This window comes from Variovorax sp. GW821-FHT10C12 (genome assembly GCF_059415405.1).
The window spans coordinates 168,873-189,695 of sequence record NZ_JBWKNE010000004.1 but is presented as its reverse complement, the minus strand read 5'-3'; the positions used below and the strand labels follow the sequence as shown (position 1 = coordinate 189,695).

Sequence of the window (20,823 nt, the reverse complement as noted above, 5' to 3'; positions counted from 1 at the left end):
GTGAACAAACAGAGCGTGCGCATTCCCGACGGCCATCCGACCTTCGGCTCGACCGCCGTCTTCGACACCTTCAAGTACGCGCCCGGCGTCAAGGCCGGCGGCCTGCTGTTCGTGGCAGGGCAGGTCGGCCTGCGTGCCGACGGCAGCGTGCCCGAGAGCGCCGCGGAACAGGCCGACTGGGCCTTCCGGCGGCTGGGCGTGGTGCTCGAGAGCGCGGGGCTCGGCTTCGCCGACCTGGTGGAGATCGTGAGCTACCACGTCGACGTCGAGCACGAGCTGGCGGGCTTTCGCGAGGTGAAGGACCGCTACATCACCGAGGATTTCCCGGCGTGGACGATCCTCGGCGTGGCGGCGCTGGCGCGGCCGGCGCTGCGGGTGGAGATTCGCGCGGTGGCGGCGTTGAAGACTGCGCAAGCGGGCTGACACCGAAGCGGAAGCCCAGGGGCCGGGCGTACCATGGCAGGACAGGTTCCAGATCGAACCGATCGAAGCGAAGCGGACAAAACGAATGCCCCAAACGATTGAAGCGTTGCTTGCCGATCAAGGCGCACAGGCTGTCCTCGCCTACCTGAATGCGCGCGTGCCGCATCGGTACACCGGGATCTACAAGATCCGCTCCGACCTGGTCACGAGCCTCTACCTGCATGACAAGCAAGGCGAGCTGATCCCCGAGAACATCGCCGTCGTGCCCTTCGAGGCGAGCATCTGTCCCTTTGTCCTGCGCGACGGGTGGTTCCGCACCGACGACTCGAGCGTGGACGAGCGCTTTGCCACGCATCCCGGGCGGGACTACACCATCAGCTACCACGGCGTTCCGCTGCTGAACCCCGCGGGCGCGGTCGCCGGCACCCTGTGCCACTTCAACTTCACGGCCGTGCCGCTGCCGGACGACGAGTTCGAGCTGCTGCACCAGGCCGCCTTGTCGCTGCAGGTGAAGCTCGCCGACGTGCTTGGCTAGGGCGGGGCGCTGCCCGGCCTGAAAGGCCCCGAGGCAAAGAAAAACCCGCTGCGCCAGTGAAGCGAGCGGGTTTCTTGATGTGGGGGTGAGACGGTGTCGTCTCGTGGTGCCCGGGGCCGGAATCGAACCGGCACACCTTTCGGTGGGGGATTTTGAGTCCCCTGCGTCTACCAATTTCACCACCCGGGCACATCCGGAAGGAAGCCCAAAATTATGGCACAGTGGCTGGCATGAATTATCCGACGATCGAAGACGCCATCGGCAAGACCCCCCTGGTTGCCCTGCAACGCATCCACGCCGCGGAAAACGCCAAGCGCGGCAACGTGATCCTGGGCAAGCTCGAAGGCAACAACCCGGCGGGTTCGGTCAAGGACCGGCCGGCGCTGTCGATGATCAAGCGGGCCGAGGAGCGCGGTGAAATCAAGCCCGGCGACACGCTGATCGAGGCCACCTCGGGCAACACCGGCATCGCGCTGGCGATGGCCGCGGCCATCAAGGGCTACCGCATGGTGCTGATCATGCCGGAGGACCTCTCGGTGGAACGCGCCCAGACCATGAAGGCCTTCGGCGCCGAGCTGGTGCTCACGCCCAAGAGCGGCGGCATGGAATACGCGCGCGACCTGGCCGAGCAGATGGTCGCCCAGGGCAAGGGCCGCGTGCTCGACCAGTTCGCCAACCCCGACAACCCGCGCATCCACTACGAGACCACCGGCCCCGAGATCTGGACTGACACGCAGGGCAAGATCACGCACTTCGTGAGCGCGATGGGCACCACGGGCACCATCACCGGCGTTTCGCGCTACCTGAAGGAAAAGAACCCGGCGGTGCGCATCGTCGGCGCGCAGCCGGCCGAAGGCTCGCGCATTCCCGGCATCCGCAAGTGGCCGGTCGAGTACCTGCCCAAGATCTACGACCCGAGCCGCGTCGACGAAGAAATCAGCGTGAGCCAGGACGATGCCGAGGAGATGTGCCGGCGCCTGGCGCGCGAAGAGGGCATCTTCGGCGGCATTTCGGCGGCCGGCGCACTGTGGGCGGCCATCGAGGTGTCGAAGAAGGTCGAGAACGCGACCATCGTCTTCGTGGTCTGCGACCGCGGCGACCGCTACCTGTCGACGGGCGTTTTCCCCGCCTGATCCCTTCACACTGCGGCGGTGCCCACCGGGCGCCGCACGCCCGAGAAAAAGAACAGAGACTTTCCATGCCCCACCCCAAGTTCTGCCAGGCCTGCGCCACCCCGCTCGAATGGATCGCGTTGATGGAAGACGGCGGTCCCAAGGAGCGCCTGCGCTGCCCCAACTGCGGCCACACGCACTGGAACAACCCCACGCCCGTGCTGGCGGCCATCGTCGAGTACCGCGGCCAGGTGCTGCTGGCGCGCAATGCGGCCTGGCCGGGCAAGATGTTCGCGCTCATCACCGGCTTCATGGAGGCCGGCGAGACGCCCGAGGAGGGCATCGCGCGCGAGGTCAAGGAAGAGACCAACCTGGATGTCAGCGCCGCCAAGCTCGTCGGCGCCTATGACTTCCAGCGCATGAACCAGATCATCATCGCGTACCACGTGGTGGCCGACGGCGAGGTGAAGCTCTCGCCCGAGCTGGTGGATTACCGCCTCTACGACCTGCCCGACCTGCGGTGCTGGCCTGCCGGCACCGGCTATGCGCTGGCCGACTGGCTGCGCACGCGCGGCCACGAGCCGGTGTTCTTCACCGCCGCGGAAAACGAAGAGCGTCGCCGCGGCCTGAACCTGCCGCCGGAGCCTGGCAATGCAAGTTGACCGCGAAATCGACACGCGCGGCCTCAACTGCCCGCTGCCGATCCTGAAGGCGAAAAAATCGCTCAACGACATGGCGAGCGGCCAGCTGCTGAAGGTGGTGTCGACCGACCCGGGCTCGGTGCGCGACTTCCAGGCCTTTGCGCGCCAGACCGGCAACGAACTGGTGGCGCAGGAGACCGTGGGCAGCGACTTCATCCATGTGCTGAAGCGGCGCTAACGCCAGCGACCGACAAAAGGAAAGGGGCCTCACGGCCCCTTTTCGTTGGTGCTTCCGAGCGCCCTCAGAGCTTCAGGCTCTTGAGGTATTCGCGGAACTGCGCGCCCACTTCGGGGTGCGCCAGCGCCAGTTCCACCGACGCCTGCAGGAAGCCTTCCTTGCTGCCGCAGTCGTAGCGGATGCCCTTGTACGAGTAGGCGTAGACCGATTCCTTCTTCATCAGCGCCGCGATGCCGTCGGTCAGCTGGATCTCGCCGCCCGCGCCCTTGGGCTGGTTGCGGATCTCGTCGAACACGCCGGGCGTGAGGATGTAGCGGCCGGCCACGCCCAGGCGCGAGGGCGCGTCTTCGGGCTTGGGCTTCTCGACCATGCGGTTGACCTTCACGAGGCCGTCTTCCACGTTCTCGCCGGCCACGATGCCGTAGCGCTTGACGTGTTCCAGCGGCACTTCCTGCACGGCCAGCACCGAGGCACCCAGGCGCGCGAAGACTTCGGTCATCTGCGCCAGCACCGGCTGGCCACCGACAGGGCCGACCATCAGGTCGTCCGCCAGCAGCACGGCGAAGGGCTCGTTGCCCACCAGGTGCTCGGCGCACAGCACGGCGTGGCCCAGGCCCAGCATGCGCGGCTGGCGCACGTAGGAGCAGGTCATGTCGTCGGGCGACACCGAACGGGCGATTTCGAGCAGCGCGTCCTTGCCGCTGGCTTCGAGCTGGCTTTCGAGCTCGTAGGCGGTGTCGTAGTGGTCTTCGATCGCGCGCTTGTTGCGCCCGGTCACAAAAATCATGTCGCGGATGCCCGCGGCATAGGCTTCTTCGACGGCGTACTGGATCAGCGGCTTGTCGACGACCGGCAGCATTTCCTTCGGCTGGGCCTTGGTGGCCGGCAGAAAGCGGGTGCCGAAGCCTGCAACAGGGAATACGGCCTTGCGGATGCGCGTCGGGGAAGAAGTGGACATGGGCGGTTCAGTGTCGTTGGATGCAGGAAAAAGGAGAGGGATGAGGAGGGTTACGGCGCGAAGCCGATGACCAAATCCTAGTCCCCCACCCGGGCCGCGTCTGTCAGCCGAGGCGCACAAGCTGGTCGCGCAGGCGCTCCAGCGTGGCGGTGAAATCGACCAGGCGCGTGCGCTCCTGTTCGATCACGGCGGGCGGCGCCTTGGCCACGAAGGCCTCGTTGCCGAGCTTGCCGTGCACCTTGGCGATCTCGCCCTCGATGCGTGCAATTTCCTTGCCGATGCGCAGCTTCTCGGCCGCCTTGTCGATCTCCATGTGCAGGCACAGGCGCGCCGCGCCCACCACCGCCACGGGCGCCGCTTCGGCGGCGGCCTGCCACGAGGCCTCGTCGTCGAACACCTTCACTTCCTTGAGCTTGGCCAGCGCCTGCAGCACCGGGGCCGCGTCGCGCAGGAAGGCCGCGCCCTCGGCGTCGTCGGCCACCGCGTACAGCGGCAGGCGCGTGGCGGGCGACACGTTCATCTCGCCGCGCAGCGTGCGGCAGGCGTCGACCAGTGCCTTCAGGCGGGCCACATGGGCCTCTGCGGCTTCGTCGATCTTCTCCGGCTGGCTCTGCGGGTAGGCCGCGATCATGATCGACGCGCCTTCGCGGCCCGCGACCTTCGACACCTTCTGCCACAGCTCTTCGGTGATGAACGGAATGATCGGGTGCGCCAGGCGCAGCAGCGCCTCGAGCACGCGGATCAGCGTGCGGCGCGTGGCGCGCTTTTGCGCGTCGTCGCCCGTCTGGATCTGCACCTTGGCGATTTCGAGGTACCAGTCGCAGAACTCGTCCCAGGCGAACTGGTAGATCGCGTTGGCCACGTTGTCCAGGCGGTACTCCTCGAAGCCCTTGGCCACTTCGGCCTCGACGCGCTGCAGCTGCGAGACGATCCAGAAGTCGGCGCGGCTGAACTTCAGGTAGCCGTGCGCCTTGCCGCCGACCTGGCAGTCTTCCTTCGTGTGCTCCAGCAGGCCGCAGTCCTGGCCTTCGCAGTTCATCAGCACGAAGCGCGTGGCGTTCCACAGCTTGTTGCAGAAGTTGCGATAACCCTCGCAGCGCTTCGAGTCGAAGTTGATGCTGCGGCCCAGCGAGGCCAGCGAGGCAAAAGTGAAGCGCAGCGCATCGGCGCCGAAGGCCGGAATGCCCTCGGGGAATTCCTTCTGCGTGTTCTTGCGCACCGCCGGTGCGGTCTCGGGCTTGCGCAGGCCTTGGGTGCGCTTGTCGAGCAGCGCGGGCAGCTCGATGCCGTCGATCAGGTCGACCGGGTCGAGCACGTTGCCTTCGGACTTGCTCATCTTCTTGCCCTGCGCGTCGCGCACCAGGCCGTGGATGTACACGTCCTTGAACGGCACCGTGCCCATGAAGTGCTTGGTCATCATGATCATCCGGGCGACCCAGAAGAAGATGATGTCGTAGCCCGTGACGAGCACGGTCGAGGGCAGGTACAGCGCCAGGTCTTGTGTCTTCTCGGGCCAGCCCAGCGACGAGAAGGGCACCAGCGCCGACGAGTACCAGGTGTCGAGCACGTCTTCGTCGCGCGTGAGCGTCTTGCCGGGTGCCTTGGCCTGCGCCTCGGCTTCGGTCTCGGCCACGTACACCTTGCCGTCTTCGTCGTACCAGGCCGGAATCTGGTGGCCCCACCAGAGCTGGCGCGAGATGGTCCAGTCCTGGATGTTCTCCATCCAGTGGTTGTAGGTGTTGACCCAGTTCTCGGGCACGAAGCGCACCTCGCCCGACTTCACCACGTCGATGGCCTTCTGCGCGATCGACTGGCCGTCGGCGCCGGGGCGCGTCATGGCCACGTACCACTGGTCGGTGAGCATGGGCTCGACCACGGCGCCCGAGCGCGCGCAGCGCGGCACCATGAGGCGGTGCTTCTTCACCTCGACCAGCAGGCCCAGCGCCTCCAGGTCGGCCACGATGGCCTTGCGCGCCACGAAGCGGTCCATGCCGCGGTATTTTTCAGGCGCGTTGTCGTTGATGGTCGCGTCGAGCGTCAGGATGCCGATCACCTCGAGCTTGTGGCGCTGGCCCACGGCATAGTCGTTGTAGTCGTGCGCGGGCGTCACCTTGACCACGCCGGTGCCGAACTCCTTGTCGACGTAGTCGTCGGCAATGATGGGAATCAGCCGGTCCACCAGCGGCAGCTTCACGCGCTGGCCGATCAGGTGCTTGTAGCGTTCGTCTTCGGGGTGGACCATCACGGCCGTGTCGCCGAGCATGGTCTCGGGGCGCGTGGTGGCCACCGTGAGCGTGCCGCTGCCGTCTTCGAGCGGGTAGGCGATGTGCCAGAGCGAGCCGTCTTCTTCTTCGCTCTCGACTTCGAGGTCGCTCACCGAGGTCTTGAGCACCGGGTCCCAGTTGCCCAGGCGCTTGCCGCGGTAGATCAGGCCTTCTTCATACAGCTTCACGAAGGTGTGCGTGACCACCTTCGAGAGGTCGTCGTCCATCGTGAAGTACTCGCGGCTCCAGTCGACCGTGTCGCCCATGCGGCGCATCTGCTCGGTGATGGTGCTGCCCGACTTTTCCTTCCACTCCCACACGCGCGCCACGAAGTTCTTGCGGCCCAGGTCGTGGCGGCTGACTTTCTGCTCCTGCAGCTGGCGCTCCACCACGATCTGGGTGGCGATGCCCGCGTGGTCGGTGCCCGGCACCCACAGCGTGTTGGCGCCCTTCATGCGGTGGTAGCGCGTGAGGCTGTCCATGATCGTCTGGTTGAACGCATGGCCCATGTGCAGCGTGCCCGTCACGTTGGGCGGCGGCAGCTGGATCGCGAACGACTCGGCGCCTTCCTTGGGCTGCTGCGTGCCGCGGAAGCCCGCCTTGGCGTAGCCGCGCTGCTCCCATTCCGGGCCCCAGTGCGCCTCGATGGCGGCGGGTTCGAACGATTTGGACAGGCTCTCGAGGCCGGGCTGGGAGGTAGGTTCGCTCATGGGGAATGCAAAACGGCACCCTCGGGTGCCGTTGGTGACAGGGTGGGATTGCCCGGGATTTTACCGGGGCGGCCCGGGGTAACCCCAGCCCCACATAATCGACTGATGCTGTTCCTGCTTTCCCCCGCGAAGTCGCTCGACTACGACACCCCCGTCCCCTCCGAAACCCCCGCCACCCAACCCCATTTCGAAGCCCCCCGCGGCCCCTCGGTCGAACTCATCAAGCTCTTGCGCGAGAAGTCGCCCCAGGACATCGCCGAGCTGATGCACCTGTCGGACAAGCTCTCGGCCCTCAACGTGGCCCGCTACGCCGCCTGGTCGTCCAAGAGCACCGACAAGAACGCCCGCCAGGCCGCCTTCGCCTTCGACGGCGACGTCTACGGCGGTTTCGACGCCCGCAGCCTCACGCCCGCCCAGCTCGCCTGGGCGCAGGACCATGTGGGCATCCTCAGCGGCCTGTACGGCCTGCTGCGCCCGCTGGACCGCCTGCAGCCCTACCGGCTCGAAATGGGCACCGCGCTGGCCAACCGCCACGGCAAGGACCTGTACGCCTTCTGGGGCTCGCGCATCGCCGAGCACCTGAACGAGCGCCTGGCGGCCGACCGCACGCCGGTCGTCATCAACGTCGCTTCGCAGGAGTATTTCAAGTCGGTCGACCAGAAGGTGCTCAAGGCGCGCGTGGTCGAATGCGTGTTCCAGGAATGGAAGGGCGACAAGTACAAGATCGTGAGCTTCTTCGCCAAGCGCGCCCGCGGCCTGCTGGCGCGCTGGGCCGTGCTGCACCAGGCGGCCACGCCCAAGGCGCTGGAAAAATTCGACCTCGAGGGTTATGGTTTCGACGCCGATGTGTCGACAGCCGAAAGGCTGGTGTTCAGAAGAAAGCTAGCATGACCCCCAGGCTGCGCGCACTTCGTGTCGCTTCGCCAACCCCCTTCCAGGGGGCAACACCAGCGGCCCGGCAAAGCCGGTTCCGCGGTGTTTCTGGCGAAGAACTGCGTGGAGTCATGTGTTGCGGGTCTCATTGCAGAGTGGAGGAGCACTGACATGTCCCAAGCGATCAGTCCGGAATTGCGCGAATGGCTGGTGGCCCAGCTCGCGGCCGGCCATTCGGTGCCCGCGTTGCGCATGTCGATGCGGGCGGCCGGCTGGCAGGATGCCGCCACCGACCTGGCGCTGGCCCAGCTCGAGGCCGGCTTCCCCGATGTCGCAGCGGCCCTGGCGCCGGCGCGCACCGAGATGCCCGGCCCCGACCTGGACGGCGCGCCGCTGTACATCGAGGCCGGCGACCGCCGCGTGCAGGTGCTGCAGACCGTGCGGCATCCGCGCGTCGTGGTGTTCGGCAACCTGCTGTCGGCCGAGGAATGCGAAGGCCTGATCGCCGCCGCGCGCGTGCGGCTGGCGCGCTCGCTCACCGTCGAGACCCGCACCGGCGGCGAGGTGCTCAACGTCGACCGCACCAGCGACGGCATGTTCTTCGAGCGCGGCGAGAACGAGATCGTCGCGCGCCTCGAACAGCGCCTGGCCATGCTGCTGCGCTGGCCGCTCGAGTACGGCGAAGGCCTGCAGATCCTGCGCTACGCGCCCGGCGCGCAGTACCGCCCGCACTACGACTACTTCGATCCGCACGAGCCCGGCACGCCCACCATCCTCAAGCGCGGCGGCCAGCGCGTGGCCACGCTCGTGATGTACCTGCAGGAGCCCGAGCAGGGCGGCGCCACCACCTTCCCCGACATCGGACTCGAAGTGGCCCCGGTGCGCGGCACCGGCGTCTTCTTCAGCTACGACCGGCCCGACCCCGCCACCCGCACGCTGCACGGCGGCGCGCCGGTGCTCGCGGGCGAGAAATGGGTCGCCACCAAGTGGCTGCGCGAGCGCGAGTTCAAGTAAAAAGAAAAACAGGGAACCGATGAAAGTCACCGCCAACGGCCTGCAGATCGAAGTCGACGACACCGGCGGCGAAGGGCGCCCCGTCATCCTGCTGATCATGGGGCTGGGCATGCAGCTGGTCGCGTGGCCCGACGGCTTCGTGCAGCAGCTGGTCGATGCGGGCTTTCGCGTGGTGCGCCACGACAACCGCGACATCGGCCTGAGCCAGGGCTTCGACCACCTCGGCACCGGCAACCTCGTGTGGGAAACCATCCGCCACCGCATCGGCCTGAAGGTGCGCAGCGCCTACACGCTGCAGGACATGGCGCTCGATTCGCTCGGCGTGCTCGACGCGCTGGGCATTGCCCGCGCCCACATCGTCGGCGCCTCGATGGGCGGCATGATCGCCCAGCGCATCGCCGCCACTGCGCCCGAACGCACCGCCAGCCTCGTGAGCATCATGAGCTCCAGCGGCGCGCGCGGCCTGCCGGGTCCGCGCCGCGAGGTCGGGGCCATGCTCATGCGCCGCCCGCGCAGCCACGACGAGGCTGCGCTGGTCGCGCACAGCATCAAGCTGCTGCGGCTCATCCAGAGCCCGGCCTACCCGCAGACCGACGAGCAACTGGCCACGCGCCTCACCTTCAGCATGCGCCGCGCCTACCACCCGGCCGGCCTGATGCGCCAGATGCTCGCGATCGGCGCCGACGACGACCGCCCCCAGGTGCTGGCGCGCATCCAGCGCCCGACGCTGGTGCTGCACGGCGACGCCGACGCGCTCGTGCCCATCGCCTGCGGCCGGGATTCGGCGCAGCGCATTCCAGGGGCGACCTTCATCGCCGTGCCCGGCATGGGCCACGACCTGCCGCCCGAGGTCTGCACGATCCTCGCCCACCACATCGCTCCGTTCGCACACGCGGCGGATGCCGGAACCGCCCCATGAGCCACGACCCCACCAACCCCAACACGAACCCCAACACCCCCGAACAGTCGCAGCTCGGCCGCGCCTCGGCCTACGCCGACAAATACGACCCGAGCCTGCTGTTCCCCATCGCACGCACCACGCAGCGCGAAGCCATGGGCATCCAGGCCGGCGCCTTGCCCTTCTTCGGCGCCGACCTCTGGACCGCCTTCGAGCTGAGCTGGCTGAACCCGCGCGGCAAGCCGCAGGTGGCCATCGCGCACTTCACCATTCCCTGCGAAACGCCCAACATCATCGAGAGCAAGTCGTTCAAGCTGTACCTCAACAGCTTCAACAACAGCACCTTCGCCAGCATCGATGCGGTGCGCGAGCACCTGCGCACCGACCTCGCCGAAGCCGCATGGCGCGGCAGCGACCAGTCGGCCGGCATCGGCGTGAAACTGCTCACGCCCGACCTGTTCGACCGCGAACCGGTGCACGAGATCGACGGCCTGGACCTCGACCGCCTCGACATCGAATGCACCCACTACCAGCCCGCGCCCGAGCTGCTGAGCAGCGACACGACGCAGGTGCACGTGAACGAAACCCTCACCAGCCGCCTGCTCAAGAGCAACTGCCTCGTCACAGGCCAGCCCGACTGGGGCAGCGTGCAGATCCGCTACAGCGGCCCGCCCATCGACCAGGCCGGCCTGCTGGCGTACATCGTGAGCTTTCGCAACCACAACGAGTTCCACGAACCCTGCGCCGAGCGCATGTTCACGGACATCTGGCGCCAATGCCAGCCGACCAAGCTCGCGGTGTATGCGCGCTACACGCGGCGCGGCGGGCTGGACATCAACCCGTTCCGCACGAGCTGGCCGCAGACGCTGCCGGCGAACATCCGCACGGCGCGGCAGTAAGTCGCTATCTCGTTGTCCATCGGGGAGAAAAAATGCGTTCAGTGCTTTCACGCGCGACGGCTGGCGCATTGCTGTTCATGGCAACCGCATGTCCCGCCATCGCGGGCGAGGAAGTTGCCGTCAGGCAGCTCGGCAATGCCGCGTACGAGTTGACGCTCAAGGTGAGCGAACCGCTCGAAATTGCCGCCGGGCAAGCCCGACTGGGGCCCACGGCGCAGAAGCTGTGCGGCGAAAACCAGGTCACCTTCGGGCGCTACAGCTTCGCACGTCAGGAGCCCGTTGATCCGGCCTCTTCAGCGGCGTCGGGCCAACTGGCGCTTCGCCAGGAGATCCGATGCGGACAGGCCACGCCGGAAAAGGTGGCCGCCGCACCCTCCGCGATGAGGCGGTCATCGACGCCCGAAGAAGACCAGAAGCAGGTCGAAGCGCTGACATACCAATATCTGAAGGCCAAGGATTCGGGTGATTTTGCGAGGGCTTATGGCTTCTTTGCAGATTCGATGAAGGCCACGGTTTCGCAGGAAAGCTGGAGCGCTGCCCAGAAGGAGTTCAACGCGCTTTCCGGGCCGGTCACGAGCCGCCGCATCCGGAAGATCACGCGCTATGACAACCCGCCGTCGGCTCCGCGGCCTGGTGTCTACATCGCGGCCGACCTGGTGAGTCAGTTCCAGAACATGGACACCCATTGCGGCTTTGTCGTCTGGTACGGCCAGGCGGACGGTTCGTTCCAGGCCATTCGCGAAGAGGCCAACTACATCAACAGGGCCACGCAGCAACGCATGACGCCAGAGCAGGTGACGGCCTTCAAGGCCAGCGCGCGTTGCTGAGTTCACAGGGCGCAGGCGAAGCCCCTCTTCGGAATTCCTGAACCCGCAGCCCGCCCCCTGTGGCATTCTGGAATCGATCCCGCGAACCCGCGGTCGAACATCCGGAGCAGAGACAAAATGGTTGAAGGCAAAGTGATCGTCGTCACCGGCGCGGGCGGCGGCATCGGGCGGGACATCGCGCTCGCGATGGCGCGGCATGGCGCGAAGGTGGTGGTCAACGACATCGGTGCGGGGCTCGACGGCGCGGGCGGCAGTGCCGGGCCGGCGCAGCAGGTGGTCGAGGAAATCCGCGCGGCGGGTGGGCAGGCCGTGCCCAACACCGACAGCGTGGCCGACGCGGCGAGCGCGGGGCGCATCGTGGAATGCGCGGTCGACAGCTTCGGGCGCATCGATGCGGTGGTGAACAACGCGGGCATCCTGCGCGACCGGTTCTTCCACAAGATGTCGGTCGACGAGTGGGACGCGGTGATCAAGGTGCACCTGTACGGCGCCTACTTCGTGAGCCGCGCGGCTGCGACGCACTTCAAGGAACAGAATTCGGGCGCGCTGGTGCACATGACCTCCACCTCGGGCCTGATCGGCAACTTCGGCCAGGCCAACTACGCGGCGGCCAAGCTCGGCATCGCGGCGCTGTCGAAGTCCATCGCGCTGGACATGCTGAAGTTCAACGTGCGCTCCAACTGCATCGCGCCCTTCGCCTGGAGCCGCATGATCGGCGCGATTCCCACCGACACCGACGAGCAGCGCGCCCGCGTCGACAAGATCAAGCAGATGACGCCCGCCAAGGTGGCGCCGCTCGCGGTGTACCTGGCGAGCGATGCGGCGGCGGCCGTGAACGGCCAGATTTTCTCGGTGCGCAACAACGAGATTTCGCTCATCAGCCAGCCGCGCCCGGTGCGCTCCATCCACCGCTCGGAAGGCTGGACGCCCCAGAGCATCGCCGAGCACGCCATGCCCGCGATGCGCGCCAGTTTCTTCCCGCTGGACCGCTCGGCCGACGTGTTCAGCTGGGACCCGGTCTGAGAAGGCGTGAACGAACCCGCCATGTCCGGATTCATTCACACCTTCTGAGGACAAACCCGCAAGCGGCTGCAGGCGACGCCGTTCGCCGGACAATGCGCGTTCCTCCCGCTTCCTTCGTGCCCGCCCGGTGAACCTGCACTTCGACCTGTTCGACCTGAAACTGTTCGTCTACGTGGCGGACGCGCGCAGCCTCACGCGCGGCGCCGAGAAGGCCTGCATCTCGCTGGCCGCCGCGTCCACGCGCATCAAGCAGATGGAAGAGGCGGTGGGCGGCAAGCTGCTGCACCGCAGTGCGCAGGGCGTGAGCCTCACGGCGGCAGGGCAGGCCGTGCTGTACCACGCCAAGCGCGTGATGCAGCAGATGGAGCACCTGCGCTGCGACATGCAGGACTTCGGCAAGGGCATCAAGGGCCATGTGCGCGTGTTCGCCAACACCACCTCGATCACCGAGTACCTGCCGCAGAAGCTTGCGGGCTTTCTCACGCAGCACCCGGCCGTGCAGGTCGACCTGCGCGAGTACCTGAGCGAAGAGATCGTGCGCGCCGTGGCCGACGGCGAGGCCGACATCGGCATCCTCGCGGGCGACGTGCACACCGGCGAGTTCGATGCGCGCCCGTTCGGGCGCAACCAGCTCGTGCTGGTCGTGCCGGCCGCGCACCACCTTGCGGGCGCGCCCTCGGTGGCCTTTGTCGACACGCTCGACGAGCAGCACGTGGGCCTGCATCACGGCAGCGCCATCCATCGCTTCCTGCAGCGCCGCGCGGAGTTGGCGGGGCGCGGCTTCAACCCGCGCATTCAAGTCAGCAGCTTCGAGGCCATCTGCCTGATGATTGAAGCCGGCGTGGGCGTCGGCGTGCTGCCCTCGTCGTCGGCGCAGCGGCTGTCGATGGCGATGCGGATCGCCACGGTGCCCTTGAGCGACGCGTGGGCCGAACGCGAACTCAAGCTCATCGCGCGCGACCGCGAGCAACTGCCGGCGTCGGCGCGCGAACTGTTCGACCACCTCGTGGCGCCCTGAGAAGGGGTGAACGAACTCGCATGTCCGCCGACCTGAAATCGCTGCGCCTGTTCGTGGCCGTGTCCGACCACGGCAGCATCAGCGAAGGCGCCAAACGCTGCCACATCGCGCTGGCTGCTGCGAGCAAACGCATCTCCGACCTTGAAGCCCGTGCCCGGCTGCCGCTCCTGGTGCGCCATGCGCGCGGCGTCACGCTCACCTCGGCCGGCCATGGGCTGCTCTTGCATGCGCGCGCCGTGCTCTCGGCCATGGACCGGCTGGGCGCCGAGCTCGACGATTTCCAGAACGGTGTGGCGGGCGTGGTCAGCATCACGGCCAACGCTTCGACCATCGCGCAGTTCCTGCCGGCGCAGATCGGCTCGTTCCTGCGCCTGCATCCGGTGCTCAAGATCGACCTGCAGGAGCGCGCCAGCACCGAGGTGGTGAAGGCCGTGCAGGCCGGCCTGGCCGACATCGGCGTGATCGAGGGCCAGACGCCCGCCGACGGCCTCGAATGTCTGCCCTACCGCACCGACGAGCTGGCCGTGGTGGTCGCGCGCGACCACCCGCTGGCGCGCCGCAAGCGCATCGATGTGGCCGAGGTGCTGCGCCACGACCATATCGTGGTGCGCGAAGGCACGGCGCTGCACCGCGTGCTGCTGGCCGCCGCGCTCGAGGCCCAGGTGCCGCTCAAGGTGCGCATGCAGGTGGGCAGCTTCGACATGGTCTGCCGCATGGTGGAGCAGGGCGTGGGCATCGGCGTGCTGCCCTATGCGGCCATCCTGCCGCAGCTGCAGATCCTCAAGCTGCGCTGCCTCAAGCTCGACGCGCCCTGGGCGCTGCGCCGCCACCTGCTGTGCGTGCGCCGTCAGCAGGAGCTCACGGCCGCCGCGCGCTCGGTGCTCGAACACCTCGGCCGCCCCGACTGAGGTCATCGGGGCGACGAGCCTTCGTGTCGCGCGAAGGCTCGAACTCGCCAAAAACGAATTGTTCTCCCGCGGCCCTCGCGCAAAGATGCGGGCACACCAAAGGAGACACCCTTGAAGATCATCCGCGTCAGCGCCACGCCGCTGAACATCCCCGTGACCATCGACGTGGTCGGCCTGAACAAGCAGACCTCGCTGTCGCTGTGCCTCACCGAGATCGAGACCGACACCGGCCTCGTCGGCCACGGCATGACCGCCATCACCGAAGAAGAAATCATTGCCGCCGCCGTGCGCGAAGTGGCCGGCCCCGCGCTGATCGGCGAAGACCCGATGGCCACCGAGCGCCTGTGGGAGAAGCTCTACTGGCTGCTCTCGCCGCGCGGCCAGACCGGCTACGCGAGCCACACCATCGCCGCGCTCGACATCGCGCTGTGGGACCTCAAGGGCAAGGCGCTGGGTCAGCCGCTGTGGCGCCTGTTCGGCGGCGCGCGCGCCAAGGTGCCGGTGTACGCCACCTTCGGCTTCGGCTTCTTCGAGCGCGACCAGCTCGCCGCCGCCGCCAGGCTGTGGGTGTCGCAAGGCTTCAATCGCCTGAAGATGACCGTCGGCAACCACGCGCTGGCGCGCCGCGACGAGCCACGCCCGCTCGACGAGGTCATTGCCGAAGACGTGCGCCGCGTCGCCGCCGTGCGCGAGGCCGTGGGCCCCGACGTGAAGCTGTATGTCGACGCCAACTGCGGCCTCGACCTGTTCCACGCCACCGAACTCGCGCACCGCATCGAGCCCTACGGCATCAGCTTCTTCGAGGAGCCGCTCACGCAGAACGACGTGCGCCAGATGGCCCAGCTGCGCGCGCGCACGCGCATCCCGCTGGCCTGCGGGCAGAACGAGGGCCTGGCCTTCCGCTTTCGCGACCTGCTGGTGAACCAGGCGGCCGACGTGCTGCAGCCCAACGTGACCATCTCGGGCGGCTACTCGCAGTGCCTGAAGATCGCGGGCATGGCCGCCGCCTTCAACGTGCCCATCGACAACGGCGGCGCCTGGCCCTTCCACAACATGCACTTGCACGCGGGCGTGTCCAACGGCGGGCTGGTCGAGTACCACTACGTCGCGGTGCAGATGCTCAAGCAGATCTTCGACGGCCTGCCCGTGCCCGACCAGGGTTGGCTCACGCTGCCCGAGGCGCCGGGGCTGGGTTTCACGCCCAACGCCGAGCGCGTGCGCGAGCTCGCGAAGCTGCCGACCTCGCACGGGAAAGGCAAGGCCTGAGCGCCACCCGACGACACTTCCGACCACGACCAGGCCGCGCAGACGGCCGGCGCATCCCGACCACCACGGAGACAAGATGAACGACAGAAGAACAGACGCCATGCGGCCATCGCGCCGGCATGCCCTGCAGGCCGCCCTGGCCCTGGCCGGCCTGCTGGCCGCCGCACCCGCCGCGTGGGCGCAGAAGTTTCCCGACAAGCCCATCCGCATCGTCGTCGGCTACTCGGCCGGCGGCGGTGTCGACGCGGTCGCGCGCATGCTCAGCGCGCGCCTGCCCGCCGTGCTGGGCCAGCAGGTGCTGGTCGAAAACCGCACCGGCGCCACCGGCCTCATCGCGGCCGACCTCGTCGCCAAGGCGCCGCCCGACGGCTACACGCTGATGATGGGCGACAGCGCCTTGCTCATCGCCAAGCTGCTGCAGCCGAAGATCGCGATCGATCCGCTGACCAGCTTCAAGCCCGTGGCCGGTGCCTTCGTGTCGCCGCTGATGATCGTCGCGGGCAACGACTTTCCCGCCAAGACGCCCGCCGAACTCGTCAAGGAACTCAAGGCGCATCCGGGCCGCTACTCCTATGCGTCTTCGGGTGTCGGCACGGTGCAGCACCTGGGCTTCGAGATGCTCAAGCAGTCCACGGGCGCGTTCGTGGTGCATGTGCCGTATCGCGGCGCGGCGCAGATCGTGCCCGACGTGGTCGGCGGCCAGGTGCCGCTGGGCGTGGTGAGCGCCACCGCCGCCATGGCGCAGTCGAAGGCGGGCAAGCTCCGCGCGCTCGCGCTGCTGAACAACGCGAAGCTCGAGGGCGCCGAAGGCGTGGCGCCGCTGGCCGAGGCTTTGCCGGGCTTCGACGTCGCGCCGCGCATCTTCCTGCTCGCACCGGCGGGCACGCCCAACGACGTGGTCGACAAGCTCTCGGCCGCCGTGAAGACCGTGCTCGACATGCCCGAGACGGGCACGGCCGCCGCCGCGCAAGGCACGCTGCGCGCCTACGCCACGCCGGCCCAGCTGGGCAAGGACATGGCGGAGGAAACGACGCGATGGAAACGCATCATCACGGACCAGCGCATCGTGGCGGAGGGGAACTGAGGTGACACAACAGCCCCATCTCGGCCTCATCGTTCCTCCCGCAGCCGGCGCCGTGCCCGTCGATGGCCCGCTGCTCTACGGCGACCGCATCCGTTTCAGCGCCAAGGGCCTGGGCCTCGGCGAAATCTCCACGCGCGGCTACACCGAGGTGATCGACTCGGTCATCGGAAAGGCGCTGGAGTTGAAGGCAGAGGGCGCCAGCGCCGTCTCCCTCATGGGCACCTCGCTGAGCTTCTTTCGCGGCGTCGCCTTCACGCGCCAGTTGCAGCGCGAGATGGAACAGGCCACGGGCCTGCCCTGCACGACGATGAGCGACGCCATCCTCGCGGGCCTGCGCCATTTGAAGGTGCGGCGCGTGGCCGTCGCCACCGCCTACATCGACGAGGTCAACACGCAGCTGCGCACGTACCTCGAACAGAGCGACTTCGAACCGCTGGCGCTCGAAGGCCTGGCCATCTCCGACGTGCAGGCCGTGGGCCAGGTGTCGACCGAGGTGCTGGTCGACCTGTGCCTGAAGGTGTTCGAGGACCAGCCTGGCGCCGACGGCCTCCTCATCTCGTGCGGCGGCCTCGTCACGCTCGATGCCGTGCGCGAGGTCGAGGCGCGCCTGCGGGTGCCCGTGGTGTCCAGTTCGCCCGCGGGCTTCTGGGACCTCGTGCGCACCGCCGGGCTCGATGCGCGCTCGCCGGGGCAGGGACGGCTGTTCGCCTGAACGGCCTCAGTCGAGCCAGCGCCCCACGCGGGCCGTGCCGGCCAGCTGCCAGACGCGTTCGCACAGCGCCTTCGCTTCGTCGGCCGTCGCGCCTTCGCCGTAGTGCGCCAGGCGCTGCATCTTGTCCTCGATCTCGGCGCGGCTCAGGCTGTTGCCGGGGTCGCCCTTGGGCTCGTCGACGCGGCCGGCCAATGTGCGGCCGTCGGCGGTGTGCACGCTGACCTTGCCGATCCAGCGCGCGGGGTAGGCGGTGTCGACCTCGTCGTCGAGTGCCATCGTCACCTTCTCGCGGAAGGCCGAGACCTCGGGCGAGAGAAAGTCGCGGTCGAACTCGCCCAGGCCCGCGCGGCCGTGCACGGCGATGAGGCCCAGCACCGTGCCCATGGAGAACTTGCCCTGGTGCACCGTGGCCGGCACCGTCACGCGGCCCAGCACATCGATGGCGCCCTGGTGCACGTGGGTCGTGACCCGGGACACGTCGGCCGGTTGGAGCTGGTTCTGTTCCATCACCTGCAGCAGCGCGTCGGCGGCCGGGTGCGTGTGGCGGCAGGAGGCGTGGTACTTGAACGAGGTCTCGGCCAGCGTCCAGCGCGTGCCCAGGCCGTCGGTGAGCTTGGCCGGGTCGGCGTCGCTCGACATGCCCACGCCCAGCCCCTGCGCGCCTTCGAGGATCTTCGCCGCGCCCGTGAAGCCGTCCTGCGCGAGGTAGGCCGACATCAACCCGCTGGCCGCCGCGTGCGCGCAGTGCAATTGCTTCGAATCGGCGGCGTCGCGCAAGAACTCCCACACGCCGGCCGACTGCGTGCCGGCCGAGCCGAAGGCATGCAGCATCTGCTGCGGCGACAACTCGAGCAGCCGACCCACCGCCGCGGCTGCCGCGAGCGTGCCCGCCGTCGCCGTGGTGTGGAAGGTACGGTAGTGCGAGCGGCCCAGGAACTCGCCGACGCGGATGCCCACCTCGTAGCCCGCGACCACGGCCGTCAGCAGCTGCGCGCCGCTGGCACCGAGGCTTTGTGCGACGGCCAGCGCGGGCGCGATGACCACGGCGGCCGGGTGGAACACCGAGCCGTTGTGCACGTCGTCCTGCTCCACGTAGTGCGAGGCCGCCGCGTTGACCATCGCCGCGAACAGCGGCGAGCTGGTGCGCCGCGAGGTGAGGATTTCGCTCGGGCCGTCGGCCGGGCCCATCATCTGCGCGAAGCGCTCGATGCTGCGTATCGGCCGCGCCGTGCGGGCCGCGAGCACCGAGCCGAGCCAGTCGAGCATCAGGTCCTCGGTGCGGCGCAGCACAGGCGCGGGAATGTCGGCGAACTTCAGCTCGGCCGCGAAGGTCGCGAGCACCTTGCTGGGGTGGTCGATGGCGTTCATGTGCAGTCCTTCAGAACGAGCGGGGCAGGCCGAGCATGTGTTCGGCGACGTAGCTCAGGATGAGGTTGGTCGAGATCGGCGCCACCTGGTACAGCCGCGTCTCGCGGAACTTGCGCTCGATGTCGTATTCGCACGCAAAGCCGAAGCCGCCGTGGAACTGCAGGCAGGCGTTGGCGGCCTCCCAGCTCGCCTTGGCCGCGAGGTACTTCGCCATGTTGGCCTGCGCGCCGCAGGGCTGGCGCGCGTCGAACAGGCGGCAGGCCTCGTAGCGCATCAGGTTGGCCGCTTCGGTCTCGATGAAGGCTTCGGCAATCGGGAACTGCACGCCCTGGTTCTGCCCGATGGGGCGGCCGAACACCACGCGGTCCTTCGTGTAGGCCGTCACCTTGTCGATGAACCAGTAGCCGTCGCCGATGCACTCGGCCGCGATCAGCGTGCGCTCGGCATTGAGGCCGTCGAGGATGTACTTGAAGCCCTGGCCTTCGTCGCCGATGAGGTTCTCGGCCGGGATCTCGAGGTTCTCGAAGAACAGCTCGTTGGTCTCATGGTTCACCATGTTGAGAATCGGGCGCACGGTCATGCCTTTGCCGATGGCCTCGCGCAGGTCGACGATGAAGATCGACATGCCTTCCGACTTCTTCTTCACGTCCGCCAGCGGCGTGGTGCGCGCCAGCAGGATCATCAGGTCCGAATGCTGGATGCGCGAGATCCACACCTTCTGCCCGTTGACCACATAGCGGTCGCCCTTCTTCACGGCGGTGGTCTTGATCTTCGTGGTGTCGGTGCCGGTGGTCGGTTCGGTCACGCCCATCGACTGCAGGCGCAGCTCGCCGCTGGCGATCTTGGGCAGGTACTGGCGTTTCTGCGCCTCGCTGCCGTGGCGCAGCAGCGTGCCCATGTTGTACATCTGGCCGTGGCAGGCGCCCGAGTTGCCGCCGCAGCGGTTGATCTCTTCCATGATCACCGAGGCTTCGGTCAGGCCCAGGCCCGAGCCGCCGTACTCCTGCGGGATCAGGGCGGCCATCCAGCCGGCCTTCGTGAGTGCGTCGACGAACTCGGCGGGGTAGCCGCGCGCCTCGTCGACCTTGCGGAAGTACTCGTTGGGAAACTGCGCGCACAGGTCGCGCACGGCGTCGCGGATGTCGGGGAAACGGTTGTCGGTAGCGATCATCGTGTTCAGTCCTGGCGGGGGCCGCCCGCTTCTTTCTCGACGCGTTGCCAGATCTCGATGGCCATCGGGTCGTCGATCTCCTCGAGGATGTGGCCCACGAGGCCGATGGCGCGCGCCATCACGCCGAAGCCGCGGATGATCTTCCACGGAAAGCCGAACTCGGCCGCAATCGCGCCGATGGCGCCCGTGGCGTTGATCGGCAGCGACTTGCCCGACACGCGCTCGGCCTCTTCCTGCACGGCCTGCATCAGCGCGACGTAGTGCGAAGAGAGCCCGTTCTCGGCCGCGATCTGGAACAGGCGCGGCGTGCGCGGGTCGATCGGCTTGTGCAGCGGATGGCCCAGGCCCGGCACGATGATCTTGCGCGCGCGGTGGTCGGCCACGATGTCCTTCGCCATGTCGGCCAGCGGACGGCTCGGCTTCTCGCCGAAGGGAATGGCCTCGTACAGCATCTTCGCGGCGCCCTCGGTGCTGCCGACGAACACAGTGCCCAGGCCGCACAGGCCGGCGGCCACGGCGGCCTGCAGGGCCTCGGGCGCGCCGGCGTAGGTGAGCCGCGCGGCCAGCGCGCTGGGCGTGACGCCGTGCTCTACCAGCGTGACGACGATGGCGTTGAAGGTCACGGACTCCTGCGGCGTCGGGATGCGGCCCGTCAGCTCCAGGAAGGCCATGTCGCCCAGGTTGAGGTGGCCGAGGATTTCCGAGGGCAGGTCGCGCCCGCGCACGGTGATCTTGTCGGGCGTGCTGTGGCCGAGGTCGGTGTGCAGGGATTTCTTGATCTTTGTCATGGCTGCAAATCTATCCCCGCACGCGCCCGCAGGCGCTCAGTGATTGCGAAACCCTCCCTTCCGCAATCGCGAATGCCCGCCGGCGAGGTCTTC

General features: G+C 67.9%; 21 protein-coding genes and 1 tRNA gene. 16 read left to right on the top strand and 6 right to left on the bottom strand.

Features of this window, described 5'->3' with window-relative positions:
• Both AC07OH_RS20250 and AC07OH_RS20245 read left to right on the top strand, forming a co-directional pair.
• Positions 1 to 423, top strand: coding sequence for a RidA family protein (locus AC07OH_RS20250; protein WP_495301902.1), 423 nt, complete (start codon positions 1 to 3; stop codon positions 421 to 423).
• 85 nt (positions 424 to 508) lie between these two features.
• Positions 509 to 958, top strand: a complete 450-nt coding sequence (locus AC07OH_RS20245; protein WP_495301901.1) for a guanylate cyclase — start codon at positions 509 to 511, stop codon at positions 956 to 958.
• 104 nt (positions 959 to 1,062) lie between these two features.
• Here AC07OH_RS20245 and AC07OH_RS20240 read toward each other — a convergent pair.
• Positions 1,063 to 1,147, bottom strand: a tRNA-Leu gene (locus tag AC07OH_RS20240).
• A 41-nt stretch (positions 1,148 to 1,188) separates the two neighbouring features.
• On the opposite strand from AC07OH_RS20240, the gene cysM reads away from it, so the two are divergent.
• From cysM to AC07OH_RS20225, 3 genes are all read left to right on the top strand, one after another.
• Entirely contained in the window at positions 1,189 to 2,091 is a 903-nt protein-coding gene (cysM, locus tag AC07OH_RS20235) for a cysteine synthase CysM (protein ID WP_062479803.1), read from the top strand.
• A 65-nt stretch (positions 2,092 to 2,156) separates the two neighbouring features.
• Complete coding sequence (locus tag AC07OH_RS20230) at positions 2,157 to 2,732, top strand: NUDIX domain-containing protein (protein WP_056572274.1); 576 nt, start codon at positions 2,157 to 2,159, stop codon at positions 2,730 to 2,732.
• Positions 2,722 to 2,949, top strand: a complete 228-nt coding sequence (locus AC07OH_RS20225; RefSeq protein WP_056572272.1) for a sulfurtransferase TusA family protein — start codon at positions 2,722 to 2,724, stop codon at positions 2,947 to 2,949. Before AC07OH_RS20230 ends, AC07OH_RS20225 begins: the two co-directional genes overlap by 11 nt.
• A gap of 64 nt (positions 2,950 to 3,013) precedes the next feature.
• On the opposite strand, the gene galU is transcribed toward AC07OH_RS20225, so the two are convergent.
• Positions 3,014 to 3,907, bottom strand: a complete 894-nt coding sequence (gene galU / locus AC07OH_RS20220; RefSeq protein ID WP_070062154.1) for a UTP--glucose-1-phosphate uridylyltransferase GalU — start codon at positions 3,905 to 3,907, stop codon at positions 3,014 to 3,016.
• Between the two features lie 103 nt (positions 3,908 to 4,010).
• On the bottom strand, positions 4,011 to 6,881 hold the full coding sequence (locus tag AC07OH_RS20215; protein WP_095948708.1) for a valine--tRNA ligase: 2,871 nt from the start codon (positions 6,879 to 6,881) through the stop codon (positions 4,011 to 4,013).
• Between the two features lie 105 nt (positions 6,882 to 6,986).
• On the opposite strand from AC07OH_RS20215, the gene yaaA reads away from it, so the two are divergent.
• The 11 genes from yaaA (at position 6,987) to AC07OH_RS20160 (ending at position 17,403) form a co-directional block, all read left to right on the top strand.
• Positions 6,987 to 7,772: a peroxide stress protein YaaA gene (gene yaaA / locus AC07OH_RS20210; protein WP_492738834.1), complete on the top strand. Its 786-nt coding sequence runs from the start codon at positions 6,987 to 6,989 to the stop codon at positions 7,770 to 7,772.
• Positions 7,773 to 7,925: 153 nt separating this feature from the next.
• Positions 7,926 to 8,768, top strand: a complete 843-nt coding sequence (locus AC07OH_RS20205; RefSeq protein WP_159273121.1) for a 2OG-Fe(II) oxygenase — start codon at positions 7,926 to 7,928, stop codon at positions 8,766 to 8,768.
• A gap of 19 nt (positions 8,769 to 8,787) precedes the next feature.
• Positions 8,788 to 9,687, top strand: a complete 900-nt coding sequence (locus tag AC07OH_RS20200; protein WP_354342622.1) for an alpha/beta fold hydrolase — start codon at positions 8,788 to 8,790, stop codon at positions 9,685 to 9,687.
• Complete coding sequence (gene queF / locus AC07OH_RS20195) at positions 9,684 to 10,565, top strand: NADPH-dependent 7-cyano-7-deazaguanine reductase QueF (RefSeq protein ID WP_489057861.1); 882 nt, start codon at positions 9,684 to 9,686, stop codon at positions 10,563 to 10,565. Before AC07OH_RS20200 ends, queF begins: the two co-directional genes overlap by 4 nt.
• Before the next feature lie 32 nt (positions 10,566 to 10,597).
• A complete protein-coding gene (locus AC07OH_RS20190) occupies positions 10,598 to 11,392 on the top strand; it encodes a DUF4019 domain-containing protein (protein WP_495301900.1) in 795 nt (264 codons plus the stop codon).
• Between the two features lie 117 nt (positions 11,393 to 11,509).
• Positions 11,510 to 12,415: an SDR family NAD(P)-dependent oxidoreductase gene (locus AC07OH_RS20185; protein WP_495301899.1), complete on the top strand. Its 906-nt coding sequence runs from the start codon at positions 11,510 to 11,512 to the stop codon at positions 12,413 to 12,415.
• A gap of 127 nt (positions 12,416 to 12,542) precedes the next feature.
• The gene (locus AC07OH_RS20180; protein ID WP_495301898.1) at positions 12,543 to 13,433 is read left to right on the top strand and encodes a LysR family transcriptional regulator; all 891 of its coding nucleotides are present in this window, start codon (positions 12,543 to 12,545) and stop codon (positions 13,431 to 13,433) included.
• Positions 13,434 to 13,453: 20 nt separating this feature from the next.
• The gene (locus AC07OH_RS20175) at positions 13,454 to 14,341 is read left to right on the top strand and encodes a LysR family transcriptional regulator (protein ID WP_099795466.1); all 888 of its coding nucleotides are present in this window, start codon (positions 13,454 to 13,456) and stop codon (positions 14,339 to 14,341) included.
• A 111-nt stretch (positions 14,342 to 14,452) separates the two neighbouring features.
• Positions 14,453 to 15,607, top strand: a complete 1,155-nt coding sequence (locus AC07OH_RS20170) for a mandelate racemase/muconate lactonizing enzyme family protein (RefSeq protein WP_495301897.1) — start codon at positions 14,453 to 14,455, stop codon at positions 15,605 to 15,607.
• Between the two features lie 76 nt (positions 15,608 to 15,683).
• Positions 15,684 to 16,691, top strand: a complete 1,008-nt coding sequence (locus tag AC07OH_RS20165) for a Bug family tripartite tricarboxylate transporter substrate binding protein (protein WP_159273126.1) — start codon at positions 15,684 to 15,686, stop codon at positions 16,689 to 16,691.
• 1 nt (position 16,692) lies between these two features.
• Entirely contained in the window at positions 16,693 to 17,403 is a 711-nt protein-coding gene (locus AC07OH_RS20160; protein WP_495301896.1) for an arylmalonate decarboxylase, read from the top strand.
• A 6-nt stretch (positions 17,404 to 17,409) separates the two neighbouring features.
• Here AC07OH_RS20160 and AC07OH_RS20155 read toward each other — a convergent pair whose 3' ends face one another.
• From AC07OH_RS20155 to AC07OH_RS20145, 3 genes are read right to left on the bottom strand one after another with little or no spacing between them, the layout of a single operon-like run.
• Entirely contained in the window at positions 17,410 to 18,771 is a 1,362-nt protein-coding gene (locus tag AC07OH_RS20155) for an MmgE/PrpD family protein (protein ID WP_495301895.1), read from the bottom strand.
• 10 nt (positions 18,772 to 18,781) lie between these two features.
• Positions 18,782 to 19,942: an acyl-CoA dehydrogenase family protein gene (locus AC07OH_RS20150; protein WP_495301894.1), complete on the bottom strand. Its 1,161-nt coding sequence runs from the start codon at positions 19,940 to 19,942 to the stop codon at positions 18,782 to 18,784.
• A gap of 5 nt (positions 19,943 to 19,947) precedes the next feature.
• The gene (locus AC07OH_RS20145; protein WP_062479773.1) at positions 19,948 to 20,730 is read right to left on the bottom strand and encodes a citryl-CoA lyase; all 783 of its coding nucleotides are present in this window, start codon (positions 20,728 to 20,730) and stop codon (positions 19,948 to 19,950) included.
• Positions 20,731 to 20,823 lie beyond the last annotated feature (93 nt).